We start from the raw sequence: 23,775 nt of genomic DNA, 5'->3' as shown, positions 1-23,775 counted from the left end.
GGGGCGCAGTCATCTCAACTTGGAATTACCTGCTTCTCTACCTCCCCCATCCTCCCCATCGTCCCCACCCCTTCCCCATGCCTACAACCCCACCCCCTGCACCCTCTCGTCCTCTCATTGTGGGAGTGACCGGCGCATCGGGTTTGATTTATGCCGTGCGCACGTTGCGACACGTGCTCAACGCCGACGGCGTCGTGGATTTAGTTGCATCCAAGGCCTCGCAAATGGTGTGGCAGGCCGAATCAGGTATTCACATGCCCCTCGACCCTGAGAAGCAGGAGCAGTTTTGGCGCGACCAGGCTGAGGTACCCACCGCAGGCAAGCTGCGCTGCCATCCCTGGGGAGATGTGGGGGCTACCATTGCCAGCGGCTCGTACCGGGCAGCGGGGATGGTGGTAATACCGTGCAGCATGAGCACTGTGGGACGACTGGCGGCGGGCCTGAGTTCTGACCTGTTGGAGCGAGCCGCCGACGTCCAGCTCAAAGAAGGCCGCAAGCTGGTGGTGGTGCCACGCGAAACTCCCTTTAGCCTGATTCACCTGCGCAACCTGACGACCCTAGCCGAGGCCGGGGCGCGCATTGTGCCCGCAATTCCGGCCTGGTACCACCAGCCTCAGACTATCGATGACTTGGTGGATTTTGTGGTGGCCCGCGCCCTCGATCAGCTCGACATCGACTGTGTGCCCCTTAACCGCTGGCAGGGGCACCTATCTAACGTCTAACCTCCGCGAGTCACGATAGGATGAGCAAGATGACGCTATAGGGCTGACCATGGCTACCATACGTCTAATTGTGGTCTTACTGGTTTTGGGGGCAGTGCTGCTGCTGGGGGTGCAGAACTTGGCCCCGACTCTACCCCTGGTCTTTTTTGGCGGTACAACCCAGGCTTTGCCGCTTGGCATTTGGCTGACGGGGGCCGTAGGTTTAGGGGCGTTAACCACCCTGGTATTGACGGCCCTGCTAGGGTCCATTGGCCCCGGCGGCGGCAATCGCTCCACGGCCTATAAATATCGGCCTCAGTCCTTCTACGAACCCACCGGTTCATCCTCTGGGACGGCCTCGACGGCTAGCCAGGCTGGGCGCAACGTGCCACCGCCCTACACCACACCCGGATCGAGAAGTGGTGGAGCGGGGCGATCGCCCGCCTCTCCAAGCACCAGCAGCAATAATTCCGCTGACGATGACCCCAGCTGGCGAGCCTGGACAAATTTGAAATCGCCCGCCCAGTGGAGCGATTGGGAATCGCTCAGCCAGGCTCCTAAACCCGAAACTACCTCGTCATCCTCCTCAGCCTCGGGGATAGTCGATAGCGTCACCACCTGGTTTAGCAGCAGCAAGCAGCAGGCCAAACAGCAGCAGCGAGTCAACGAGTCGCTGCGCGAACTCGACACCGACTGGGACGGGCTAGAAAATCGCCCCTACCGAGCGCCTGGAGTCAGTCCAGTAGAGGATCACCTGGATGACATTACCCAGGGCTGGGGACAGAACAGTGACCCCAGCCGCGACCCCAATCGTGACTTTGAAGCCTCCCAAGCGCCGCGCCGAACGTATCGCGATGGCTCGCTGTACTCCTACAGCTATCGCGATGAGAGCGACCCAGCACCTCAGAGCGGCCAGGTTGACAATATCTATGCCCCCCCCGATGACGTCATCTACGGCAATGACCCAGACCCCCGGTATGCTGACACGGCCTATACCAGAGGCTCGGTCTATGCGGCTGACAATAGTGCCTACACTAGAGATGAGGCGAAAGATGACGACCTCGGTGAACCCGAAATCGCTGAAGATGGCGTCGTCGATGCCGATTATCGAGTGATTGTGCCTCCCTACACCGCCGCTGCCGAAGCAACCGTCACCACCTGGACCGATCGCAACGAACCTGCCCCAAACCGCCCCCCCAGCGACGAATGGGACGACGCCGACGACGCCCTCACCCCCTAAATTCTGCCGGGCGTTATTTCGGACGGCCCTAGCCTTGTCCTACCTATCTCCCTCCCCCCACCCACCTACCCATCCACCCATCGACTCTTCCATGACCCTGACCGATCGCCTCAACGGCATTAACCTCTACCTCATCGGCATGATGGGCGCTGGCAAAAGCAGCACGGGCGCGGCCCTAGCCCAGATGCTCGGCTATCAGTTCTTTGATACCGATGCCGTGATAGAGGCAGCGGCGGGGCAGTCTATTCCCGACCTCTTTGCCAGGCAGGGAGAAACCGCCTTTCGCCAGCTAGAAACCGAGGTGCTGGCAGAACTGTCAGCCTACCGTCGCCTGGTGATCGCCACGGGTGGCGGCATTGTCACCCAGCAGCAAAACTGGAGCTACCTGCACCACGGCATTGTGGTGTGGCTGGATGTGCCAACCGCAGTGCTGCAAGGGCGATTGGCGGGGGATGAGGGCCGACCGCTGTTGCAGGGGCAGGATTGGGAAACTAAGCTGACAACCCTTTTAGAGCAGCGGCAGCACCTCTACGCCCAAGCCGATGTGCGGATGACGGTGGAGGCAGGGGATGAGGTGGGGGCGATCGCCGCCCGCATTCTCGACCTGGTGGCCGAAAGAATTAGCGCTAAGACTGATTCTGCCGTGCTCAATTGATACACTACTGGCAGCTTAATTTCCGCCAACCCTATCGGTAGCGCCATGGTTCAGTCTCCTTCTTCACAAACGGACAGCATCCACGAGGCTGAGGCCGCTCGAGTTCGCATCCTCAGCGAGGCGTTGCCCTACATTCAGCAGTTTCGGGGCCGCACGGTGGTGGTGAAGTACGGCGGCGCGGCGATGAAAGACGGCAGCCTAAAAGCCGGCGTGATCCGCGACATTGTGTTTATGTCCTGTGTGGGCATTCGCCCGGTGGTAGTGCACGGCGGTGGCCCCGAAATCAACATCTGGCTGGGCAAGCTGGGCATTGAGCCCCAGTTTAAAGACGGCCTGCGGGTCACCGATGCCCCGACGATGGATGTGGTGGAAATGGTGCTGGTGGGCCGGGTCAACAAGGAGCTGGTGTCGCTGATCAATCAGGAGGGAGGCAAGGCCGTGGGCCTCTGCGGCAAAGACGGCAGCCTGATCACCGCTCGGCCCCAAGGCTCGGCCGATGTGGGTTTTGTGGGCGAGGTGAGCAACATTAACTCGGGCATTATCAAAACGCTGGTGGAGGCGGGCTACATTCCCATCGTGTCGAGCGTGGCCAGCGACGAAACAGGCCAGGCCTACAACATCAACGCCGACACCGTAGCGGGGGAAATTGCCGCTGCCTTGGGGGCCGAAAAGCTGATTTTGCTCACCGACACCAAGGGCATTTTGGAAGACTACCACGACCCTTCTACCCTGCTGCCCAAGCTCGATATTCAGCAGGCGCGGCAGCTGATTGAGACCGGGGTGGTGTCTGGGGGAATGATTCCGAAAGTGAACTGCTGTGTGCGATCGCTCGCCCAGGGCGTCGGTGCCGCCCACATTCTCGACGGTCGCGTACCCCACGCCCTGCTGCTGGAGATCTTTAGCGATCTGGGTATTGGCTCGATGATTGTGGCCTCAGAGTTTCGGGGGTAGGCCCAAAGGAATTTTGTAGGGGCGCAGCCTGCTGCGCCCCTACGCACATTTTTCAAAGAAATGCCGCCCTAGGAAATCACTTCCAAGAAGCTGGGGCGATGGCTGACCTCGGCCCACCAACTATTGAGCTTAGGAATTTCGCTGGTGACGGCGGCAAATTCTGGCGTTTTCGACAGATAGAGCATCACCGGCATGAGGTAGAAATCGGCCAGGGTAATGGTGGGACCGAGCAGGTAGGGGCTACAGGAAGCGATCGCCTCAATTGCCTCCAGGGCCGTCTTCGCCTTGGGTGTCGCGTCGGCCACGGCAGCATCATCGGGTTGCCCGCCCTGGCTGGGCACAATCAGCCGCTGAATGGTGATCGTGCTGATTGCCGGGGTGTAGAGATAGCTATCGACGATCCCCATAATTTGGCGCATGCGGGCCTGGCCCATAGGGTCGGCGGGGGTGAAGGCGCGGTTGCCTACTACCGTATCGAGATATTCCACAATGGCACAGGTTTCGTAAAGCGTTTCCCCATCGATCTCCAGGGTGGGGACCTTGCCAAAGGGATGCTTAGCCAGGTACTCGGGATCGCGATCGCTAAAGATATCGACTTCTTTAAAGTCGTAGGGCGTGTTGGTTTCCGCCAAAATCATGCGGACGGTGCGCACATAGGTACTGATGGTCGGTCCGTAGAGCGTGTATTGGGTCATCTCAGTTAGCCAGTAAGTATCAGTGCCACAAGCGGCCTCTTCAACCTACCGCGATTCGTCTTGTGCCGGTATTGTCCAAGACTCTATCTGCCCCTAGAACCATCGTCCGCAGTAGCGCAGCCCATTGTGGAGCAGGCGTATTCTACCGGGTAGGGATTGTATCATTCAAAAGCTGTCCCCCACGGTGCTTGGGTCATTATTTTTGAAGCCACTATTAGCAAAGTTCAGTCTCAGATAAAACCACTACATGCCTCGCCATCGGTTTCGGGCCAATTTGCAAATTCTAACCCAACGTTTAAGCTGGATTTATATCGGCGCGATCGCCGTTTGGTTTGGGTTGCGACTCGTTTTCTTCGACCGATTTTGGTGGCTGGCGCTGTTGAATACGATCGCGTTTTATTTATTCGTGCCCGTTGTTCTCCTGCTGCCGCTGGGTATTTGGCTGCGAAGGTGGGCGCTCGCGACGGGTCTGACCACTACCCTGTGGTCGCTACCCTGAGGCAGCAGACGCCTTAGAAGATTCTTGGAAAAGAGAACACCAGCTTTAATTCAGCACCTGTAGCCGCTGTAGGGTGGGCACTGCCCACCATTAGGGCAGCTATTCTTCAGAAGTTGCCTTAAACAATTCGCCCAAGACCGCGCCCTCAGCAAAAGAAATCGGCATAGGAGGCGATCGCCCCGCTGGGTTCTGGCCCCTGACCGTAGGCCCGCTGAATATTGTCGAAGGTCATCACCGCCTGGGGGGTGTCATCGGCTAGCAGCTGCCGATTGAGCAGCAGTAGGCGATCGTAGCGGTGCAGGGCCTCGCCCCACTCATGGCTGCAAACCACTAGAGTTTTGCCCTCGGCCTGAAGTTCGGCGAAGATCGCCAGCATTAGGGCTTCGGTCTTTTTGTCGATGCCGGTAAACGGTTCATCGAGCAGCAGCAGGTCAGCATCCTGGGCTAGAGCGCGAGCGAGAAACACGCGCTGCTGCTGACCGCCAGAGAGCTGACCGATGGGGCGATCGCACAAATGCAGCATATCCACCCGTTCGAGAGCCACGGTAACCCGCTGCCGTGCCCGCTGGCTAGGCCGCCGAAACCATCCCGCCAAAGCCGATTGCGCCATCATCGCCACCTGCCCGGCGGTGATCGGGTAATCCCAGTCGATGCGCGATCGCTGGGGCACGTAGGCCACCGACTGCCGCCGTCGTCGCAGCGGCGCACCCTGAAAAAGCACCTGCCCCCGACAGGGCACCAGCCCCAGCATCGCTTGAATTAGGGTGCTTTTGCCCGCACCGTTGGGGCCAATCAACCCGACCAGTTCCCCTGCGTTTAGGGACAGAGAAACGTTCTCTAGGGCTGACATTCCCCGGTAGTTGACAGACAGGTTTTGAACCTCTAGCATGGCACCCATGAAATGATAACCATTATCACTATCATACTAAAGCAGTTGTCCATTTCTGGGAAAAAGTAGGTCATGTTTTTACACCGAACGGCCCAGCCATTGCCGCTGGGGGTAAGGCGGTGGGGCGCTGCGATCGCCCTGGCGGTAGGGCTAGTCGGGTGCAGCGGCAACCGTGGCCCAGTCACAGAATCCGAAGCTGATGCCCCGGTAGCCCAGGCAGACAGCCCAGTGGTCGTTGCCACCACCAGCGTGCTCTGCGACCTCACCCAGCAAATTGCCGAAACCACCGTCACTCTCACCTGCCTGCTCGACCCCGGCACCGACCCCCACACCTACCAGGTCAAACCCTCCGATCGCCAAGCCCTTGAGCAAGCCGACCTGGTGCTCTACGACGGCTACGGCTTTGCCCCCACCCTAATCGAGATGGTGGAAGCGAGCACCACTGAGGCAACGCGGGTGGCTGTTTACGAGCAGGCAGTGCCAACGCCGCTGATGGGCGAGGCCCACGCCCACGACCACAGCAATGAAGCCGCTCATGCAGAGGGCGATGAGCACAACCACGACCACGGCGATGAGCACAACCACGACCACGGCAATGAGCACGACCACCGTGCCACCGCCGATGCCGACGCTGTGCCCGATCCGCACATCTGGCACAGCGCTACCCACAATGCCGCTATGGCCTCGGTGATTGCCGATCGCCTCACCGAAATTAACCCCGATCAAGCTGACCTCTACGCCGAGAATGCCAACCGCCTAGTCTCGCAGTTTGAAGACATTGACCGCTGGATTCAAACCCAGGTGGCTACCATAGCCGCCGACCAGCGCCAGCTCGTGACAACCCACAATTCCTTTGGCTACTTTGCCGAGGCCTACGGCTTTGAAGTCAAGGGGGCGCTCAGTGGTCTCAGCACTGACGAAAAGCCGACGCCCGGTGCGCTCACGGCCCTAGTGGAGCAGGTCAAAGCCGCCCAGGTGCCCACCATTTTTGCCGAAACTACCACCAACCCCCAACTGATTGAAACCGTTGCTAAGGATGCGGGCGTTACCGTAGCAGAGCAACCCCTCTTCGTGGAAGGACCGGGTGGCCCCGGCAGTGCCGCCGCAACCATGCAGGAGGTGCTGGTGGTGAATACCTGCGTGGTGGTTGAGGCACTGGGGGGCAGCTGCGATCGCGATAATGCTCCGCTTTAGGTTGGAGTGGGGTTTAAGGTGTCGGGCAACGGTGACAACTTAAGGCGCTAGGCTAGCCGTCAAGTGCCTTTTGGAGAGAGTGACATGACTCGGAGTTCCAGCCATCGAGATCACGTTCGTCCCCGCAATCAACCTTATGTAGAGAACGAAGAAGTCAAAGCTCGGCTGAACGACCTACTAACGTCAACGGTGTACGCGCAAAGCGGTTTGTATCGACAACTGGGACTGCGGGCGCGAATCTTGACCTTGCCGTTGATGCTGGCCGCTATTCTGACGCTTCTGTGGCGGCAGGTGCCGTCGGTGCATGAGTTGTGTCGGGTGTTAAACCGCGAAGACCTGCTGTGGTGCAAAGCAACTTCCGTGAGTCAACAAGCGCTCTCGACCCGACTGCTAGAGTTTCCTAGCACACTGTTTGAGCAGGTCTTCAAGGACGTAGTGCCGCTGATTCAGCACCGCTGGGGCGAGCGAGTTCAGCGCCCCCTCCCTGAGAGTGTGAGGGTGGCGCTGCGGTCCTTTGAGCAGGTCTGGATTGCCGACGGCTCGACGCTAGAAGCGCTGTTTCGCAAGCTCAAGAGTCTAGAAGACACCCCGGTTGGAGAGCTAGGCGGCAAGATGATGGTCATTCTGGATTTAGTGCGACAGACGCCTGTCGCCGTGTGGATAGAGGCCAATCCCTACACCCATGACACAACGTTTATGCCCCGATTGCATCAAGCCATTGGCCCCAAAACGTTGATGCTTCTAGACCGTGGGTTTTGGGACTTTCGGTTTTTTGAGTTTCTCATCAACCAAGGGGCAGGCTTCATTACGCGGGTGCGGGCGAATGGTCCAATTGAGGTGCTCAAGCCCCTTAGCGAGAGCCCCTGGCATCGCGATTCCCAAGTCCGCTTAGGCAAGGGCTATCAGGGTAATCCCATCCTGACGCTGCGCTTGGTGGAAGTCCGACGAGGCCAGCAGTGGCACACCTATCTCACCTCGGTGCTTGACCCCACCGTCTTGCCGCCAGGAGTCGTCGCGGATCTTTATCAACGACGATGGCGCATCGAAGAGTCCTTCAACCTGGTCAAACGCCTGCTTGGCCTCAGCTACCTCTGGACCGGCTCACCCAATGGCATTCGCTTACAGGTTTGGGCAACCTGGATCATCTACCTCGTCTTGGTCGATTTAGCCGATGACCTGGCCAATGCCTTAAGTCTTCCGGTTGAGCGCGTGTCTCTAGAAATGCTCTTTCGCGGTCTCTATCACTTCTCCGTTGCTCACTCGAAGGGGCAAGCCCATGACCTCATTACCTACTTCGCTGACCCTGCCAATGCTGACCTTGGTACGGTCAAAGCCCGCCGTAAAAAGCCCCCTACACTTACCTTCGACCCCGCACCGACTACCTTGACTGCTGAAGCCTATGCTTAAGTTGTCACCATTGGGTATAGGGTACAGGGTGTAAGGTTCCCTTGAACCCTGCACCTTATACCCTAGACCCTGCTCCTACTCCTTCATCAACGGTCTGAGCAATGCACTCACCCGCAGCACCTCGGCCACCGACCAAGCCTGGGCAAACGTGCCGCGCGGCTCCATTGGGGCGTCGCCGTCAAAAATTTCGCTGATGGTGCCCAGGCAGCCGCCGCCGTGCAGGTGGTGAATCAGCGGGTCGAGAAAGCTGTGGGCCAAGTCGGCGTCTTGATAGACCTGCCAGTGGGCTTGAACAAAAGGCCCGATTAGCCAGCTCCAGACGGTGCCCTGGTGATAGGCTCCGTCGCGCTGCACCAGGTCGCCGCCGTAGTGGCCACGATAGTCAGGGTGGGCCGGATCGAGCGATCGCAACCCGTGGGAGGTCAATAATTGCTGGGCTACTACATTCACCACCGCTCGCTGCTGCTCGGCACTGAGGCAGGGTTCTCCCAGGGCGGCATCGGGCAGGGAAACGGCGAAAATTTGGTTGGGCCGCAGGGCCGCGTCTGCGCCGTCGGGGCCATCCAGCAGGTCATAGCAGTAGCCCAAATCGTCGCTCCAAAATCGCTGAAATCCCTGACGGGTTTGGGACGCCAACTCCTGAAACAGACCGACGGGTTGGCCTAACATTCCCGCAAAATCGGTCATTACCAGCAGGGCGTTGTACCACAGGGCGTTGACCTCCACCGGCTTGCCGATGCGAGGGGTGACTACCCAATCGCCTACCTTGGCATCCATCCAGGTGAGTTGCACCCCAGGCTCCCCGGCAGAGAGCAGCCCATCAGTGGCATCGACCTGAATGCCGTGGCGGGTACCTTTGCAGTGCCAGGTAATCACCTCCTGCAGCTGAGGAAAGAGGTCTTCGATTAACGCCGTATCGGCAGTGGCTTGATGGTAGGCCCGCAGAGCCTCAAAGTACCAAAGGGTGGCATCTACGGTGTTGTAGTGGGGCGCTTGACCATTCTCAGGAAAGGCGTTGGGCAGCATGCCCTGGTCGAGATAGCGGGCAAAGGTCTGCAAGATCAGCCGAGCCAGGGCCGGACGCCCGGTGGTGAGCGTTAACCCCGGCAGGGCAATCATGGTGTCGCGGCCCCAGTCGCCAAACCAGGGGTAGCCTGCAATCACGGTTTTGCCCGGATTGGCCGACGTTAGAGGCGCTAGGTCAGACCATTCTGCCGTCTCATCTGCTGGTGGGGAGGCAGTGGGGATCTCCTGGTTTACCTCATCTTGCGGACTGGCGACAGGCGCAAAGTTCTCCAACGTGAGGGGGGTAGAGGTACCTTCGAAATCTCTGGCCCCAGTGGAATCGTTAGCTTCAAGCACCGTAATGGGGCGGCTGACGATGAACTGGTCGGCAGCCAGGACTAGCTGACTTACCCAGGCGGGCGGCGAGTCGTCGGGTTGGGCCGTCCTGCCCTGGGTAGTCAAATGTTGCTCGTGGGCCAGGCGGCGGAGCAGGGCACTTTGCCCTGAGCGATCGGCCTCGGCCTCGGTGGTGGCCACCAGGGTGAACGACTGGCCCTGACCAAGAGTGGGGGCAAAGGTGGCCGCGTGCAGATGGTCGTCGTAGGGATGAATGCCCCGGTAGGTTTCGACGGCGAGGCTGTAGCCCTTGTGCCAGGTGTGGGCGGGCTGAGCTGGAGCGGTTTCGCTGAGCAAATAGAAGGGCTCAACGTTTCCTTTGGCCTGAATGCGCAGGCCCTGGGGGCAGTCGGCGATCGCCATTTGCCACCCCTGGCCCTGGGTGCTGTGGTGGTGGTGGCGGTGGTTGACCAAGACTTTCAGCGTGAGTTCCATGGGGGCGCTGGCGCGGCTGAGGGTGTAGCGCACGTAGGTGGTGTTGGCCCCAGGCTCCATCCAGACGCGCTTTTCGAGGCGAGCATCGGCGATCGCATAGACCCAGATCGGGATGGTGCCCTCCAGCCGAAACGATTCTAAGTAGAGATAGCCCTCGGGTTGCAGCGTGCCATCGGTCCAGCGATCGCAGTACAGCGCGTGGGACTGACCCAAATAAGTCGCGATTTCGTCAACCTTAGTCACCAGCAGAGTGCGCTCCAGCGGCGGTTTGAGCGCCGCCACCAGCAGCCCGTGATAGTGGCGAGTGAGCACCCCAGCCACCGTGCCGCTGCCGTAGCCACCAATGCCATTGGTAACCAGCCATTCCTGCTGGGTGGCGATCGCCGCGTTACCGCACAGGTGACGCCCCAAGGAAATAGTCATACGTTAATCCACCCGTGTTTTGCCAGCGAGGATATTTACTCGCCGCTACTATAGCCAACCTGCGGCAGGTCGCACTGCTACCTAAAGGGCGATTACATCCTCTGCGGCGAAGCTTTACAAAGATTTCTTCAAATCCCTTGAACTCACCCACCCATCCACCCCCTACCCATCTACCCATCCACCCACACCCTTCCCCTAAAACTGCCCCTGCCAAGAAAGCGACTGCTCAGCGCTGTTAGTTCCCAGCGATCGCACTGCCGTAATTTCAATTTGGGCATACTTGCCCCGGGTCAGCGGCCCCCGGTCAATGGGTAGGCGACCCAGGGCCAGCTCAAAGCGGTTGCCCGCCAGGCTCACCAGTTCCGCTGGCACCACATCGTCGTAAACGGTGACGTAGCGCAGGCGGCGATCGTCCCTGGGGTCGCCATCGGTGGTTCTCAGCGTCAGGCGAAACTGGGTAGTCAGGTAGGCTGACTCCCCAGCCAGATCGAGCACCACAGCCTTGAGGTTGGCCCCGCTGCCCTGCACCCCTCCCGAGGCCAGACGGGTAACGTCGCTGGCCCGCACCGCATTGGTGACGGTGATGGTGAGCTGGTCGGCTTGGCGGCTGGTAGTGTAGTCGGCCCAGAGGCTGTCGGGGAAGGTGGCGGTCAACGCTCCATCGGGCTGAATCTCGGTGCGTACATCGCCGCCCGCAAAGCTGCCCAAGGGCCGGGGAGCTTGCCAGCTGAGACTGACATCCCCTTCCACTCGCCCGGTATATTCGCGGTAGGTGTCGTTGACTCGCGACCCAGGGGCCAGTAGGGCGTTAGCTCCCGATTTCTCAGCCCACAGATTTCGAGAAAGACGCACCGGTTGGCTGGCCAAGGTTTGCAGCCCTACCGACATAGCTGGGGTTTCGCTCAGCAACGGCTCCAGCTGGTTGACAATCCACAGCTGACCGTCAGCACCAGGGGCGCCGTCGCGGCCAAAGGAACCGTTGCTGCCGCTGCTGCCGTCGTAGCAGCGGTAGCGGTTCGCCCGGCATTGATAGTCAGCCTGGCCAGGGGTGCCGGTGCAGGTTTGAATCTCCCAATCGCGCACATCACAGCGACAGCCGATGGTGCCGCTGCCGCCGCGCCCGCCACGTCCAAAGCGCCCGCCGCGAGCGTCTACCGAGAGCCGTTGCAGGGCCGCGCGATCGCCATAGTAAACCGTCAGATTGCCACCGCTGCCGCCACTGCCGCCGCTGCCGCCGTCACCGCCATCGCCGCCGTCAGGGGCGCGCAGGTTGTAGTTGACGTTGCGGGGTTGGCCACCACAGCGGGGACGGTAGCCGTTTTCACCATTCTCGCCGTCTTCGCCATCGCTGCCGGTGAGGCTAAAGCTGGCGGAGGTGCCGTCGGCTACGGTAGTTTGGCTAGTTCCAGCGGTGCCATCGCGTCCCGATCGCCCACTGCGGCCATCGCTGCCATCGCTGCCGTAGGTACGGGTTTCTTGGGCCCAGGCCAGCATCGAGCAGCCGTTTGACCCCGGCAACGGCAAGGTGGTTGCAAGCCCTAGGCAAAGCGGGGCCAAAGCAAAGGCAAGGGCGCGTCTCATGGCGGGTTTTCTCGGTGTGCAAAGCTACCCTAGGGTAGCCACGGGCACGACTAGATAGTGCGATCGTTGTGCCAGAATTTACGGTCAGTTGCTCTGCATTCAAAAAGCCGCAAGCGGTTCAGCTTGTTGAACCCTGTATTAATGGTTCGAGCGTTGCAACACGATGAATTGCTCTATAACAACGGTGTTTGTCGATCGACGACATCCTAAATTGAGCTGCTGCGGTGCTTATGAAGTCATGCATTAACGTCACAAGGTACCGCAGTGTAGATGGGCGATCAGTGCCCTGGAGCATCGGCAAAACTAGGGGGCGCATCGAGTAACCCCAGCACAAAACTTGATTACTGAGCTGCGTTACTTAATTGCGACGGGCCATAGATAAGTAACGCTCGAAGGAAACTTGATTTTCTGATAACGTTACTTATCCACGGGGTGTCGTAGTTAAGTAACGCCTAAGCAAAACTTGATTTTGTCATAGCGTTACTTATGAATGGGGCTTGCCAATCAAGTAACGTCCAAGCAAAACTTGATTTCCTCTCTTCGTAAGCAGTACTCGTTTTCAAGTTCTACCTGGAAATGCCCTTGTAGTGGCTCTGCTACTTGCGCTCAGAAGGCAGTGCCTGCCGCTATTCATTAAGAGCCTTGTCGGTGACGCTATGTTGGATGAACTGCTGACGTTATTGGGCGATCGCTATAGGTTAGCGGTGCATTGCGGTCAGAGAGGGAATTTCATTTATACAAAACGAAAATTTGACCGTGAATGCACCCTACGAGTTTTTTGCGAGTCAAAGGTCTGAAGTAATCTTTAAATCGAGCTGAGGTATTTGTCTGCTACAGCTTACAAGCCTGCATGCGAGAGAAGAGGCTTGTTACCCTGCTACCTCGCTTGTCCCCCGCACTTTGATGTACCAAAGGGAGGTGTCCGCTAGGGCTCAACGTGTCATATTTTATATGCCATGTCCACTTAGCATTTTCTCGCCAGCCCACACAATCTCCAAACTCTTTAAAGGCTTCTTTATAGTATATTCCATCAGCGATACCACCGACTTTCTCAGAGAGATAAATCTCTTTTTGCACACTGAAGCCAAACTTGCCTTGGCTGTACTGCACCCACAGCCGATCAATCGTCAAAAGCTCCTCACAGGGAAAGTTCAATAACTCATCAGGCTCAAAGAACTGTCCCTCCTCTTTACCTACTGTAGTAATCATCAGTCGATAGGTTTCGTCATCTGCTTCTTTCCATTGGCCGTTTTGCAAATATTTCTCTAATCGCTGGTAGCGCGACGTAGTCACAATTTGCGTTAGAACCTTAAGCGCTTCTTCAAGGGCTGGGTCAAGTCTTTTGGTGGTATCTTGCCAGCAAGTATAGGCAAGATCGGTAGCCCCTCGGTCAAGCATGTGCCGCAACAGCCAAGCGGGGTTCACTTGAGAAGCGTAGAGCAAAATAGTCGGTTTCCACCAATCATCTTTAAAGCGGTCATACAGCAGAGCCTCTTGTTGAGTGCGGGCAATTTCGGCAGCGGCTAAGTATTCTTGAAAGCTTAGGTGAGCAAACTCATATTCGTCTTCTTGTTGCACCAGTAACTCGCTAATTTGCACCACCTGGTCTAGAAAGTCTTCTACATTGATGAGTTCTTCCTGTTGTCGTAGGGAGCGGGTTAGTACTTGGCTCAAATCTTGGTAGGCAATACGCTCTAAACGCTGCTGCATCATATATAGCGCCAGCATTTGCAGTGCCACTTGGGCCTCGCACTGGGTGAGCAGCGTATCGAGCTGGCGGGCACGGGGGCGGTCTCGCAACTGCAACTGGCAAATTTCTTTGTATAGCTCTACCCGCCGCTGGGGCAGCCGCACCCTCGGATACCGCCGATGAAAGGTAACAATCATATTCAGTAGCAGCGGGTTTTTAGCCAAATCTTTTAGCTCCTGGCGAGTTTCAATTTGGTGCAGCAGGTCTTGGGCAGCTTCGTTGGCGAGTTTGACCACATCGGGGGTGTCTCTGCCACCGTGGGCGTAGCGCTCTTGGCACTGATACCAGCGCGTTACAAAATCGCGTCGCTGAATAACATCAAAGTCGCGTACCCAGAGAGCAGTCGAAAGCTCTAAGCGGTGGGCAGCGTCTTGGTCGCGGTAGGCTTTGGGTCGTGAGGTGACGATAAAAACTGAGTTGCCGTAGCGGCGCATTTGACTGTTGATCCAGTTTGCTACAGCAGGGCGTTGATCTTTAGCCACTTCGTCAAAGCCGTCAAGCATAATCACCGCATCGCCCCGGCGCAGCATATCCGTCGCCCAGTTAGCCGGTACGGGCATGTCTCTACCTTCTTTTGGCAAGCTGGGGATGTGGTGTTGGGTAATGAGCGTCGGTAGGTCGGGCACGTTTTCGCTGGCTAGTAGGTCGCGATACTTGCGCAGCACCAGCAATATCGGAATCCGCTTTTTGACCTGGTGACGACTGTACTGTTTAGTGGCGTAGATGTAGGCGATGTGCTTGAGCAGCGTGGTTTTGCCATAGCCACCCCAAGCGAGTATCACCAACTGGCGAAAGGGTTTCGTTTGCTCGGCCTTACGCAAAAAATGCCAAATGTTGAGGTTGGTGGCTCGCTCCAGTTCTTGGGGATTGAACGAGTCTGCTGCTGCCTTAAAGCCAGGTAATGTGCCGCTAAGATCCAGCGCTAGGGGCACAAAGACTTCTTCCAGCATGGGGGTGAAAATGCCCTCTTGCTGGGGTACACCCTCAGGGCGGTACGACTGACAATCCCACGTCTGGCACTGCAGGTACCAATCTTCAAATCCGCTGAGGCGAGTTGTGACCTGCTCGGTTCTGCGGTCTATGCTCTGATCAATGGCCTGCCCTGTCTGCTCTAGCCGCCGCCGATTGCCTTTATCGATGGGTTTGAGCAGCGTTGTGCCATAGGCAATGCCCAGCCCAATCACTGCTGAGGCGATCGCTTTAGGAATGCTGCTATCGTCTTTGATGAGTTGCCAAAAAGCGGTTGCCCCACCCGCGGTCAGGCCCCCAGCCGCGAGCGCTTTAAGCAACAGTTCAGCCACTCGCTCATTCAAGGGAGCGTTAGGGCCTTGAGGTGGGGTTGGTGTCATGGGGCGGCAGCAGGGGCAGATTGCCTCTTATTTTGGCCTACCTCAACGAAAACTAATGCAGCATCTACTATGGTTGACAATTAATCCGCTGCCCTACCACTTAGGTAAACCGGTAGGACAAATCGTGCTAGCGTCGAAGCATTGCTTCTCCAAAGACAAGTGCCATGCTGCGAAGCTATGAAGCCATTTACCAAGACGGACAGTTGAAGTGGCTTTCAGAACCGCCGCAGATTGGCTCTGCGCGAGTTATCATCACCATCCTAGAAGACACTACAGCTAACCCTACTCAGCGTGTGGCCTCCAGTGCGATCGCGGGCAAGGGCAAAACCTTGGGCGATATCGTTAGCCCCGTCCTCACAGAAGATGACTGGGAATGTCTGAAGTGATTGTGCTGGATACGCACATTTGGTTTTGGTTCATCAATCAAGAATTTGAGCGGTTTCCGGCCCATTGGAGAACTCAGATCGAAACCTCTGCCCAGGTAGGTGTTTCGCCTGTCTCTTGCTATGAAATTGCGCTCGCAGAGCAGCGAAGGCGCTTAGAATTACCCTGCTCTGTAGATCAGTGGTTTGAAGAAGCATTAAATCCATCAGGCATTACTCTGCTGCCTCTTACTGCTGAAATAGCTTGCCGCGCCGTAGGACTATCCCCCGTACACAAAGATCCGTTTGATCGCATGATTATTGCGACGGCGCTGTTGTTCGAGGGGCAGCTTGCCAGCATCGATAGCTTATTTCCTCAATACCCAGAGCTTGAGGGCTATCTCATGAAGCGATGAGAGCCAAAGTCCCTCAACAATTGTTCTAAGCTACCGAGGCCCGATCGCGCTGCAACTCCTGAATGCGATCTAAACTGCCCACCGGTATCGCGTTGATCAAGGCCTGGGTGTAGGGGGTCTGGGGCTGGCGATAGACCTGCTCGGCGGGGCCAATTTCTTCGACCCGGCCCTGGTTCATCACCATAATGCGATCGCTCATAAACTTCACCACCGCCAGATCGTGGGAAATAAAGATATAGGTAAGGTCAAATTCCGCCTGAATCTCCTTCAGCAGGTTGAGCACCTGCGCCTGCACCGACACATCCAGAGCCGACACCGACTCGTCGCAAATGATGAACTTGGGATTGAGGGCCAAAGCGCGGGCAATGCACACCCGCTGGCGCTGCCCGCCCGAAAACTCGTGGGGATAGCGGTTCATGGCGCTGGCGGGTAAACCGACGCGATCGAGCAGGTAAGCCACCCGCTCCTGCTGGTTGCGTTTGCTTTTGATCACACCGTGGATTTTGAGCGGTTCGGCGATCGCCGCCCCAATGCTCATGCGCGGGTCGAGCGAGCTGTAGGGGTCTTGAAACACAATTTGCATGTCCCGGCGCAGCTGCCGCAGCGGCGATGAGCCCAGCGCCAGCACGTCGCGCCCCTCAAACCAAATCTTGCCGCCCATGGCGGGCACCAGCCGCAGCAGCGCTCGACCCAGGGTAGTTTTGCCGCAGCCCGACTCACCTACTAGACCAAAGGTTTCACCCTTCTGAATTTGAAACGACACATCCTGCACCGCCATCACGTGGCTGCGGGTTTTGCCAAAGATGCCTCGCACCGGGTAGCCCACCTGGAGATTTTCTACCGCCAGTAGAGGACCGTTGGCCGCCAGAGATGCCGCCCGCGTCGTCAGCTCCTCCTCCGTTAGGGGGGCAAAGCGGGCCTGGGCCTCAGCATCGAGCACCCGCTCGCGAATGATGGGGATTGCACCCGCCACCGGTTGGCCCCCGTTGGCGGCAGCAGCGTTGATCTCGGTGCCCGCCAGCTCCACAGACATAAAGTCGGCTACCGTGGGCAACAGCCGCAGCCGCTGGTTGGGCTGGGGGCGACAGGCCAGCAAGCCCTTGGTGTAGGGGTGCTGGGGCTGGGCAAAGATATCCCATACTGGGCCAGCTTCAACAATTTTGCCCTGATACATCACCGCCACCTGGTCGGCAATCTCGGCAATAATGCCCAGGTCGTGGGTGATGAAAATTAGCGACATACCGCGGCGATCGCGCAGTTCGCGCAGCAGGTCAAGAATCGTTGCCTGCACCGTTACATCCAGCGCCGTGGTAGGTTCGTCGGCAATCAGCAGAGCCGGGTTGCAGGAGATCGCCATAGCAATCATCACTCGCTGAATCTGCCCCCCGGACAGCTCATGGGGATAGCGATCAAGAATGGCCTGCTGACGGCGATCGACCTCTTCTTTGAGAGATTCGTCGTCGTGACGCGGCTTTTCGGTTTTGATGGTGGCCGCTAGGGCGGCATCGGCGGGCAGCAGTTTGACCTCCTGCAGCCGGGCGATCGCCTGCTGACGGGCCGCTTCCTTTGAAATATTCTGGTGCTGACGAATCGCCTCCACCATTTGAAACCCAACCGTATATACCGGGTTCAGCGAGCTCATCGGCTCCTGAAAAATCATCGACACCTGGCCACCCCGATAGGCCTGTAGCTGGGTCTCGCTGAGGGCGCCCAGGTCAACGGCGTCGCCCGTGCCGCCATTGAACCAAATTTCGCCGTTGACAACCTTGCCCGGTGGGTTGGGCACCAGCCCCATCACCGCCAGCGACGTCACCGACTTCCCCGACCCCGACTCGCCCACAATGCCCAGGGTTTGCCCCCGCTGCACCTGAAACGAAATGTCATTCACGGCTTGAATGAGCTGGCCGTCGACCTCAAATTGAACGGTGAGGTGCTTAACGTTGAGAATGGTATCGCTCATGAGGTTGCTTACAGACCGACGATTCAGAACAGGGTATCCCGCGGCGCAGTCCCATTCAGAGTGAACCCGGAGCAAACCCCAGTGCAATACTGAATTAGCTGCTTGAAAGAGAATTTTAATTAATCTCAGCAATGGACCATAGTAGATGAATCATAACAGCGTCCCTCCTGCGGATTTCGTTCGCCCCTAACTCACCCATGCTGACCCTCGCGATCGCCATTGTGACCATGTTGATTGGCTCCGCCCTGTGCTCCTGCAGTGAGGCGGCGCTGCTATCAGTGCCAGTTCTTAAGGCCCAACAGCTAGCTGAGTCTAAAAAACCTGCGGCCATAACCCTGCTGGCCATTCGCCGAAAGATTAACCGGCCCATTGCCACCATTGTGATTCTCAACAACCTATTCAACATTGTGGGCAGCGTTTTAGCCGGGGGCATTGCCGCCACGGTTTTTAACGATGCCTTGCTAGGCCTGTTTACCGGGGTGTTGACCCTACTCGTTATCTTGTTCGGGGAAATCTTCCCCAAGGTTTTGGGCGAGCGCTATGCCATTCCCGTCGCCCTGGCTGTAGCTACGCCGGTGCGGTGGGTATCTTGGCTGTTTACTCCAGTAGTACTGCTGCTTGAGAAAGTGACAGCGCCCCTCGTGGGCGACGGCAATCGCCCCAGCACCAACGAGGCCGAGATTAAGCTGCTAGCCACTATCGGCCACCAAGAAGGCATCATCGAAGCCGACGAAGCCGAAATGATTCTGCGGGTGTTTCGCCTCAACGATATGAAGTCGGTCAACATCATGACGCCCCGAGTAGCCGTCACCCACCTGCCCGGCGACCTCACCATTGCCGAAGCCGAGGCCCAAATCCTTAACTCTCAGCACAGCCGCATCTTAATTAGTGACAACGACATCGATCGCATTGTGGGGCTAGCGCTCAAAAACGAGCTGCTCACCGCCTTGATTCGCGGTCAGGGAGACCAGTTGCTCAGCCAGGTGGCCCGCCCAGTGCGCTTTGTAGCCGAGTCCGAACGGGCCGATAAGCTGCTGCAAGACTTTCAATCCGCTCGCGAGCACTTGGCCGTGGTGGTCGATGAGTACGGCGGTGTGTCGGGGGTTGTCACCCTTGAAGACGTGCTAGAGGTGCTGACTGGCGAAATTGTCGATGAGACCGATCGCAGCATTGACCTACAGATACTGGCCCGCCAGCGCGGTAGGCAAATCTTAAGCACCCGTGGCTTCAATGACCCTTCAGAAAGTTAGGCTCACTCAACCATCGAGAGCTAACGCCTGTTTCCACACAATCTTGTGTCAGAATGCTCCCGCCATTATTTTTTAATCAGACCAAAAACCTGCTGCAGCTCATTAACAAACAATGACCTTATCGAGGGCACTTTTTACCAAAAGTATTGGCCTTCAGCTCACTGTTAACTATCGTTTCACCAGCAGGGATCAGCAAGCTCAGGGGCTATATTGAATGTGGAGCTGATGATGCTCCCCTGGCAGATAAAACAGCCAAAAGTCAACCCAGAAAAAGGAGTGAAACGCTGTTAGCTCTACATCTGTCTCGTTCAAACGGCAACACCCAACGCTCAAACCAACCCTTCCTTCAGTAGCAAATGGGAGTTCTAAGCGCGACAAATTCACCTTCTTTGAGGTGTAAGTCTTGTCCCTTATCTCCACGAAAGCTCGCCCCAAAACAGGAAGTTCTTTGGTCAAGAGAATGGGTGTTGTTGTTTTAAAAGAAATCAGTTTTACAAAGGTTTATTGGACTCTTTCTGTAGTTTTGTCACGATGCTGCCTAGGCAACGGTTTGCTACAGTCGGGAAGGCAACTCTCTCCCCATTTCCTTCCCTATGGAGCATTTCCCCGAGGTCGAGCTAGCGCCCGGTGCCCTCTGGAGCAAGATTCAGCAGCAGACGCGCCACGCCCAGAGCTGTGGCGCCCTTCACTCCATCGACACCCGCTACGAGTTTTTAGAGCAGGGGGGCATGCGGTTCTTAGTCAGAATTTTGGCCAACCTGGCTCGCAAGGAAAAGGCCGATCTGGCCCAGCAGAGCCAGCAGCGCGTGGGCAAACCCATCAATCCTTTTTTGCCCTACGACCCAGACCTGTTTGTGGCCAATCTGTCGGCCACCCACCTGTGTCTTTTGAATAAATACAATGTGGTCGACCACCACATTTTGATCGTCACCCGCGCCTACGAAGATCAAGACAGCTGGCTGACCCTAGCCGACTTTGAAGCCCTAGCCACCTGTATGGCCGACATTGACGGGCTGGCATTCTACAACGGCGGTCGCTTGGCAGGGTCTAGTCAGCCCCACAAACACCTTCAGCTGGTGCCACCGCCCCTCTGCCCCGATCGCAGCCCGCTGCCCCTAGCTACCGTGGTGGCCGACTTAGCCCTTGAGCCCAATGCTTCTAACCCGGTAGCGTCTCCCCGACTGCCCTTTCACCACGCCATTGCAGCCCTTAGAGAGGGGGCCTTTCCCAGCGGCAAAATGCTGCTAGAGACTTACCTCGCCCTGCTGACTCACCTAGGAGTTGATTGGAGTCAGCCCCCCCCGGCGTTTCCCTATAATCTATTGGTTACCCGCGAGTGGATGATGGCGGTGGCTCGCCAGCAGGATCACTACCAGTCGATTCCGGTAAACTCGCTGGGGTTTGCGGGGTCGCTGCTGGTTAAAAACTCGGAGCAGCTTGACCTACTCAAAACCATTGGCCCGATGACGGTGCTACAGCAGGTGGCCTGTCCGAGATAGCCAGGGATAATGTGGGTCAAGCCTTAGACCCTAAACCTTAAACCTTGAATCGTGAACCCGCTTGGCCGAGCAAATCGCTCACTTTAGCGAGAAATCAGTACACTGGTCAGTAGAACAGGCTTACTCGACTCTTTAGCTCCGGGAGCTGGCCGTGCCGTCAATCATCGGGATTCTGGCATTAATCATTATTGGCTACACCGTTGGCTCGGTGCGCATCATCAATCAAGGTACCGAAGCGCTGGTAGAGCGGCTGGGGCGCTACAACCGCAAACTCAAGCCAGGGTTAAACTTCATCGTGCCGGTGCTCGACTACATTGTGCTACGTGACAGTGTGCGCGAGCAGATTCTTGATGTGGCTAAGCAGGGCGCGATCACTAGAGACAACGTGTCGCTGGAAGTTGACGCGGTGGTGTACTGGCGGATCTTGGAGCTAGAGCTGACCTACTACGCGATCGAGAACGTTGAACAGGCCATTCAAGAACTGGTCACAACTACCCTGCGATCGGAAATCGGCAAGATGGAGTTTGAAAAGACCTTTTCCTCTCGCGATGAGCTAAACCGGGCGTTGCTCTCCCAGCTCGACGAAGCTACCGAGCCTTGGGGAGTGAAGGTGACGCGGGTCGAAGTGCAGGAAATTATTCCCCCTGAAGAGGTGAGGCGCTCGATGCAGTTGCAGCAGGCGGCGGAGCTGAAAAGCCGGGCCATGGTGCTCGAAGCCCAGGGCGAACAGGAGGCCGCCATTAAGCGAGCTGAGGCTACGGTGCGATCGATTCAAATGCTCTCCCAGGCATTGCAAAACCAGGGAGACACCTCTGAAATTTTGAACTATCTGCTAGCTCAGCGCTACGTAGAGGCCAACCAAAGACTCGGGGAGAGCGAAAACTCCAAAGTGGTCTTCATGGATCCTAAAATGTTGACGGAGGGTATAGTCGAGCTGATGCACACGGACACCGCCTCTCCCAAGAAAGACCCTGATGACTTCCCCAGCCGCCGTCGGTAGCACCCTTACGGTCAAAACATCGCTACCATAGAGGATTGTGCATTCCCTGTGGCCATGACTGTTTCTCCCCTGTCTCCCACTGATTCACCTCTCGTAGACGCTGTTGCCCAGGCAACCCCTTCAGCCGAGGGAATTTTGCCAGCGCCCTTGCTAGGGAAGTCTTTGGAGGAGCTGACCGAGTGGGTGCAGGCCCAGGGGCAGCCGAGCTATCGGGGCAAGCAGCTTTACCAGTGGATCTATCAGCAGGGGGCGCGATCGCTCCAAGACATCACCGTCTTCTCTAAAGCCTGGCGTCAGGCTATGGCTCACATCGATCTGGGACGCTCCACCCTGCACCACCGGGTGGTAGCCAGCGATGGCACCGTTAAGTATTTGCTCAAGCTAGCCGACGGCCAAATTATTGAAACCGTGGGCATTCCCTCGGCCAAGCGGCTGACGGTGTGCGTGTCGTCGCAGGTGGGCTGCCCCATGGCCTGCGACTTCTGCGCCACGGGCAAGGGCGGCTTTATGCGCAACCTAGCCACCCATGAGATTATTGACCAGGTGCTCACGGTCCAGGAAGACTTTGGTCAGCGGGTCAGCCACATTGTGTTTATGGGCATGGGCGAGCCGCTGCTGAATGCCGCCAACACTGTGGCCACTATCCGCTGTCTCAACCGAGATGTAGGCATTGGCCAGCGGGCGATGACCCTGTCCACAGTGGGAGTGCCAGGCCGCATCCGAGCCTTGGCAGCAGAGCAATTGCAGGTGACCTTGGCCGTGAGCCTGCACGCCTCGAACCAAGCCCAGCGATTGCGGCTGATTCCCAGTGCCGGCGCCTATCCCCTAGAGGTACTGCTCGACGAGTGCCGCGAGTACGTAGAGCTGACGGGGCGACGGGTGACCTTTGAGTACATTCTGCTGGCGGGGCTCAACGACCAACCCGCCAACGCCGCCGAGCTAGCTCAGCACCTGCGAGGCTTTCAAAGCCACGTCAACCTGATTCCCTACAACCCCATTGATGAAGCGGACTACCAGCGCCCCAGCGAAGCGAGCATCCGCAACTTTGTCGCCGAGCTAGAGAAGCGCAGGATTGCTGTCACCGTGCGCTACTCGCGCGGGCTAGAGGAAAATGCCGCCTGTGGGCAGCTGCGTGCCTCCAAGCGGTAGAGCTATACCGATGGGGAGATCTCGCCTAAATCAGTGGGTTTGCACGCTTCTGAACGCTTGATAGTTTGTTAAGTTGTGAGTCATAAGGTTTTGCTACTTCCTGCTAAAGGTAGCTGAGTTCTCTTCGTCTTTGTAGGTTTGCATGGCCCTAGCTCCTGTACCGCCGCTAACATCTCTAACGGCTAACCCCCTAGATGTGTCTAACTGGCTGCTGACCCTGTCACAGGTGCGGATGTCAGTCCATGGACAAGATCGCCTACCGCCCCACCAGCCCATGGTGGTGGTGAGCAATCACCGCAGCATTATGGATGCGCCCCTGACGATGAGCGCCCTGGGTCGTCCGGTACGATTTGCCTGTCACCACTACATGAGCCAGGTGCCGGGCCTACGCACGGTGATCAACGCCCTGGGTTGCTTACCCCTAGATGCCCCCGATAAAGGCCAAACTGCTTTCTTTCGGCGGGCCATGAAAGCGCTCAAGGACGGGGAAGCGGTAGGCATTTTCCCAGAGGGGGCGGCCCCGATGGTGAACAAAACCACCCCCGATAATCTCAACACCTTTCATCGAGGGTTTGCCCAACTGGCCCTGCGGGCACCGGTAGACGAACTGGCGATTGTGCCCGTTGCGATCGCTGCCCACCGTGAAACCAACAACTCGGTGGTGCCCCTGCGGTTGCTCAGCCTGTTCGACTCTTCTGAACCGCTGTTCCAGCAGCCGGGCTGGCACCCAGCCGTGTTTTACCAAGAGGTAGACATTATGATTGGTCGCCCGGTGCGGGTGGATAGCCGGCTGCGATCGCACTACCGCAGCAAAGGCAACGGTGCTCTAGCCTCAGAGCTCACCCAGTGCTGCCAAGACGAAGTTGCTATGCTGCTCAAACAAGGGTTTTACTAGGGTGCTTCTGATACCCCAGTGGGTATAACTGTATTGGTCAGCCTATTCGTGCGCCCGTCGTCACCCCTACTTCT

General features: G+C 57.6%; 20 protein-coding genes. 14 read left to right on the top strand and 6 right to left on the bottom strand.

What is annotated here, in order from left to right; all coding sequences use genetic code 11:
* Positions 1 to 77 precede the first annotated feature (77 nt).
* The 4 genes from H6F75_RS01670 (at position 78) to argB (ending at position 3,547) form a co-directional block, all read left to right on the top strand.
* Complete coding sequence (locus H6F75_RS01670) at positions 78 to 722, top strand: flavin prenyltransferase UbiX (protein ID WP_190748583.1); 645 nt, start codon at positions 78 to 80, stop codon at positions 720 to 722.
* Positions 723 to 771: 49 nt separating this feature from the next.
* The gene (locus tag H6F75_RS01665; RefSeq protein ID WP_190748582.1) at positions 772 to 1,941 is read left to right on the top strand and encodes a hypothetical protein; all 1,170 of its coding nucleotides are present in this window, start codon (positions 772 to 774) and stop codon (positions 1,939 to 1,941) included.
* A gap of 91 nt (positions 1,942 to 2,032) precedes the next feature.
* Positions 2,033 to 2,596, top strand: coding sequence for a shikimate kinase (locus tag H6F75_RS01660; protein ID WP_190748742.1), 564 nt, complete (start codon positions 2,033 to 2,035; stop codon positions 2,594 to 2,596).
* 45 nt (positions 2,597 to 2,641) lie between these two features.
* Positions 2,642 to 3,547 (top strand): acetylglutamate kinase, encoded by a 906-nt coding sequence (gene argB / locus H6F75_RS01655; RefSeq protein ID WP_190748580.1) that lies wholly within the window; start codon positions 2,642 to 2,644, stop codon positions 3,545 to 3,547.
* A 68-nt stretch (positions 3,548 to 3,615) separates the two neighbouring features.
* Here argB and H6F75_RS01650 read toward each other — a convergent pair whose 3' ends face one another.
* On the bottom strand, positions 3,616 to 4,242 hold the full coding sequence (locus H6F75_RS01650) for a glutathione S-transferase family protein (protein ID WP_190748578.1): 627 nt from the start codon (positions 4,240 to 4,242) through the stop codon (positions 3,616 to 3,618).
* 247 nt (positions 4,243 to 4,489) lie between these two features.
* Here H6F75_RS01650 and H6F75_RS01645 point away from each other — a divergent pair, with 247 nt between their 5' ends.
* The gene (locus H6F75_RS01645) at positions 4,490 to 4,741 is read left to right on the top strand and encodes a hypothetical protein (protein WP_190748576.1); all 252 of its coding nucleotides are present in this window, start codon (positions 4,490 to 4,492) and stop codon (positions 4,739 to 4,741) included.
* Positions 4,742 to 4,886: 145 nt separating this feature from the next.
* On the opposite strand, the gene H6F75_RS01640 is transcribed toward H6F75_RS01645, so the two are convergent.
* Entirely contained in the window at positions 4,887 to 5,630 is a 744-nt protein-coding gene (locus tag H6F75_RS01640; protein WP_190748574.1) for an ABC transporter ATP-binding protein, read from the bottom strand.
* Positions 5,631 to 5,702: 72 nt separating this feature from the next.
* Between H6F75_RS01640 and H6F75_RS01635 the strand changes: the two genes are divergently transcribed.
* A complete protein-coding gene (locus tag H6F75_RS01635) occupies positions 5,703 to 6,824 on the top strand; it encodes a metal ABC transporter substrate-binding protein (protein WP_190748572.1) in 1,122 nt (373 codons plus the stop codon).
* 84 nt (positions 6,825 to 6,908) lie between these two features.
* Complete coding sequence (locus H6F75_RS01630; protein ID WP_190748570.1) at positions 6,909 to 8,231, top strand: IS4 family transposase; 1,323 nt, start codon at positions 6,909 to 6,911, stop codon at positions 8,229 to 8,231.
* Positions 8,232 to 8,306: 75 nt separating this feature from the next.
* On the opposite strand, the gene H6F75_RS01625 is transcribed toward H6F75_RS01630, so the two are convergent.
* The 3 genes from H6F75_RS01625 to H6F75_RS01615 form a co-directional block, all read right to left on the bottom strand.
* Complete coding sequence (locus tag H6F75_RS01625; protein ID WP_190748568.1) at positions 8,307 to 10,490, bottom strand: amylo-alpha-1,6-glucosidase; 2,184 nt, start codon at positions 10,488 to 10,490, stop codon at positions 8,307 to 8,309.
* Positions 10,491 to 10,685: 195 nt separating this feature from the next.
* Positions 10,686 to 12,071 carry a collagen-like protein gene (locus H6F75_RS01620; RefSeq protein WP_190748565.1) on the bottom strand — a complete coding sequence of 462 codons (1,386 nt, stop codon included), beginning with the start codon at positions 12,069 to 12,071 and terminating at the stop codon, positions 10,686 to 10,688.
* A gap of 831 nt (positions 12,072 to 12,902) precedes the next feature.
* On the bottom strand, positions 12,903 to 15,170 hold the full coding sequence (locus H6F75_RS01615; protein WP_190748563.1) for a GUN4 domain-containing protein: 2,268 nt from the start codon (positions 15,168 to 15,170) through the stop codon (positions 12,903 to 12,905).
* A gap of 164 nt (positions 15,171 to 15,334) precedes the next feature.
* Between H6F75_RS01615 and H6F75_RS01610 the strand changes: the two genes are divergently transcribed.
* Both H6F75_RS01610 and H6F75_RS01605 read left to right on the top strand, forming a co-directional pair.
* Positions 15,335 to 15,556 carry a hypothetical protein gene (locus H6F75_RS01610; protein WP_190748562.1) on the top strand — a complete coding sequence of 74 codons (222 nt, stop codon included), beginning with the start codon at positions 15,335 to 15,337 and terminating at the stop codon, positions 15,554 to 15,556.
* Positions 15,544 to 15,948 (top strand): type II toxin-antitoxin system VapC family toxin, encoded by a 405-nt coding sequence (locus H6F75_RS01605; protein ID WP_190748560.1) that lies wholly within the window; start codon positions 15,544 to 15,546, stop codon positions 15,946 to 15,948. The genes H6F75_RS01610 and H6F75_RS01605 overlap by 13 nt, the downstream gene beginning before the upstream one ends.
* 25 nt (positions 15,949 to 15,973) lie before the next feature.
* Here the strand turns inward: H6F75_RS01605 and H6F75_RS01600 are convergent, their stop codons facing one another.
* Positions 15,974 to 17,908, bottom strand: coding sequence for an ABC transporter ATP-binding protein (locus H6F75_RS01600; RefSeq protein ID WP_190748558.1), 1,935 nt, complete (start codon positions 17,906 to 17,908; stop codon positions 15,974 to 15,976).
* Positions 17,909 to 18,105: 197 nt separating this feature from the next.
* Here H6F75_RS01600 and H6F75_RS01595 point away from each other — a divergent pair, with 197 nt between their 5' ends.
* The 5 genes from H6F75_RS01595 (at position 18,106) to H6F75_RS01575 (ending at position 23,701) form a co-directional block, all read left to right on the top strand.
* Positions 18,106 to 19,158: a hemolysin family protein gene (locus H6F75_RS01595; RefSeq protein WP_190748556.1), complete on the top strand. Its 1,053-nt coding sequence runs from the start codon at positions 18,106 to 18,108 to the stop codon at positions 19,156 to 19,158.
* 593 nt (positions 19,159 to 19,751) lie between these two features.
* Positions 19,752 to 20,657, top strand: a complete 906-nt coding sequence (locus tag H6F75_RS01590; RefSeq protein WP_190748554.1) for a DUF4922 domain-containing protein — start codon at positions 19,752 to 19,754, stop codon at positions 20,655 to 20,657.
* Positions 20,658 to 20,808: 151 nt separating this feature from the next.
* Positions 20,809 to 21,657 carry an SPFH domain-containing protein gene (locus H6F75_RS01585; RefSeq protein ID WP_190748552.1) on the top strand — a complete coding sequence of 283 codons (849 nt, stop codon included), beginning with the start codon at positions 20,809 to 20,811 and terminating at the stop codon, positions 21,655 to 21,657.
* 54 nt (positions 21,658 to 21,711) lie between these two features.
* Positions 21,712 to 22,806: a 23S rRNA (adenine(2503)-C(2))-methyltransferase RlmN gene (gene rlmN / locus H6F75_RS01580; RefSeq protein WP_242019577.1), complete on the top strand. Its 1,095-nt coding sequence runs from the start codon at positions 21,712 to 21,714 to the stop codon at positions 22,804 to 22,806.
* 142 nt (positions 22,807 to 22,948) lie between these two features.
* A complete protein-coding gene (locus tag H6F75_RS01575; protein ID WP_190748550.1) occupies positions 22,949 to 23,701 on the top strand; it encodes a lysophospholipid acyltransferase family protein in 753 nt (250 codons plus the stop codon).
* Positions 23,702 to 23,775 lie beyond the last annotated feature (74 nt).

The organism is Nodosilinea sp. FACHB-131 (assembly GCF_014695395.1).
In the GTDB taxonomy this organism is placed as follows: domain Bacteria; phylum Cyanobacteriota; class Cyanobacteriia; order Phormidesmidales; family Phormidesmidaceae; genus Nodosilinea.
This window is presented reverse-complemented; position numbering and strand designations above follow the sequence as displayed.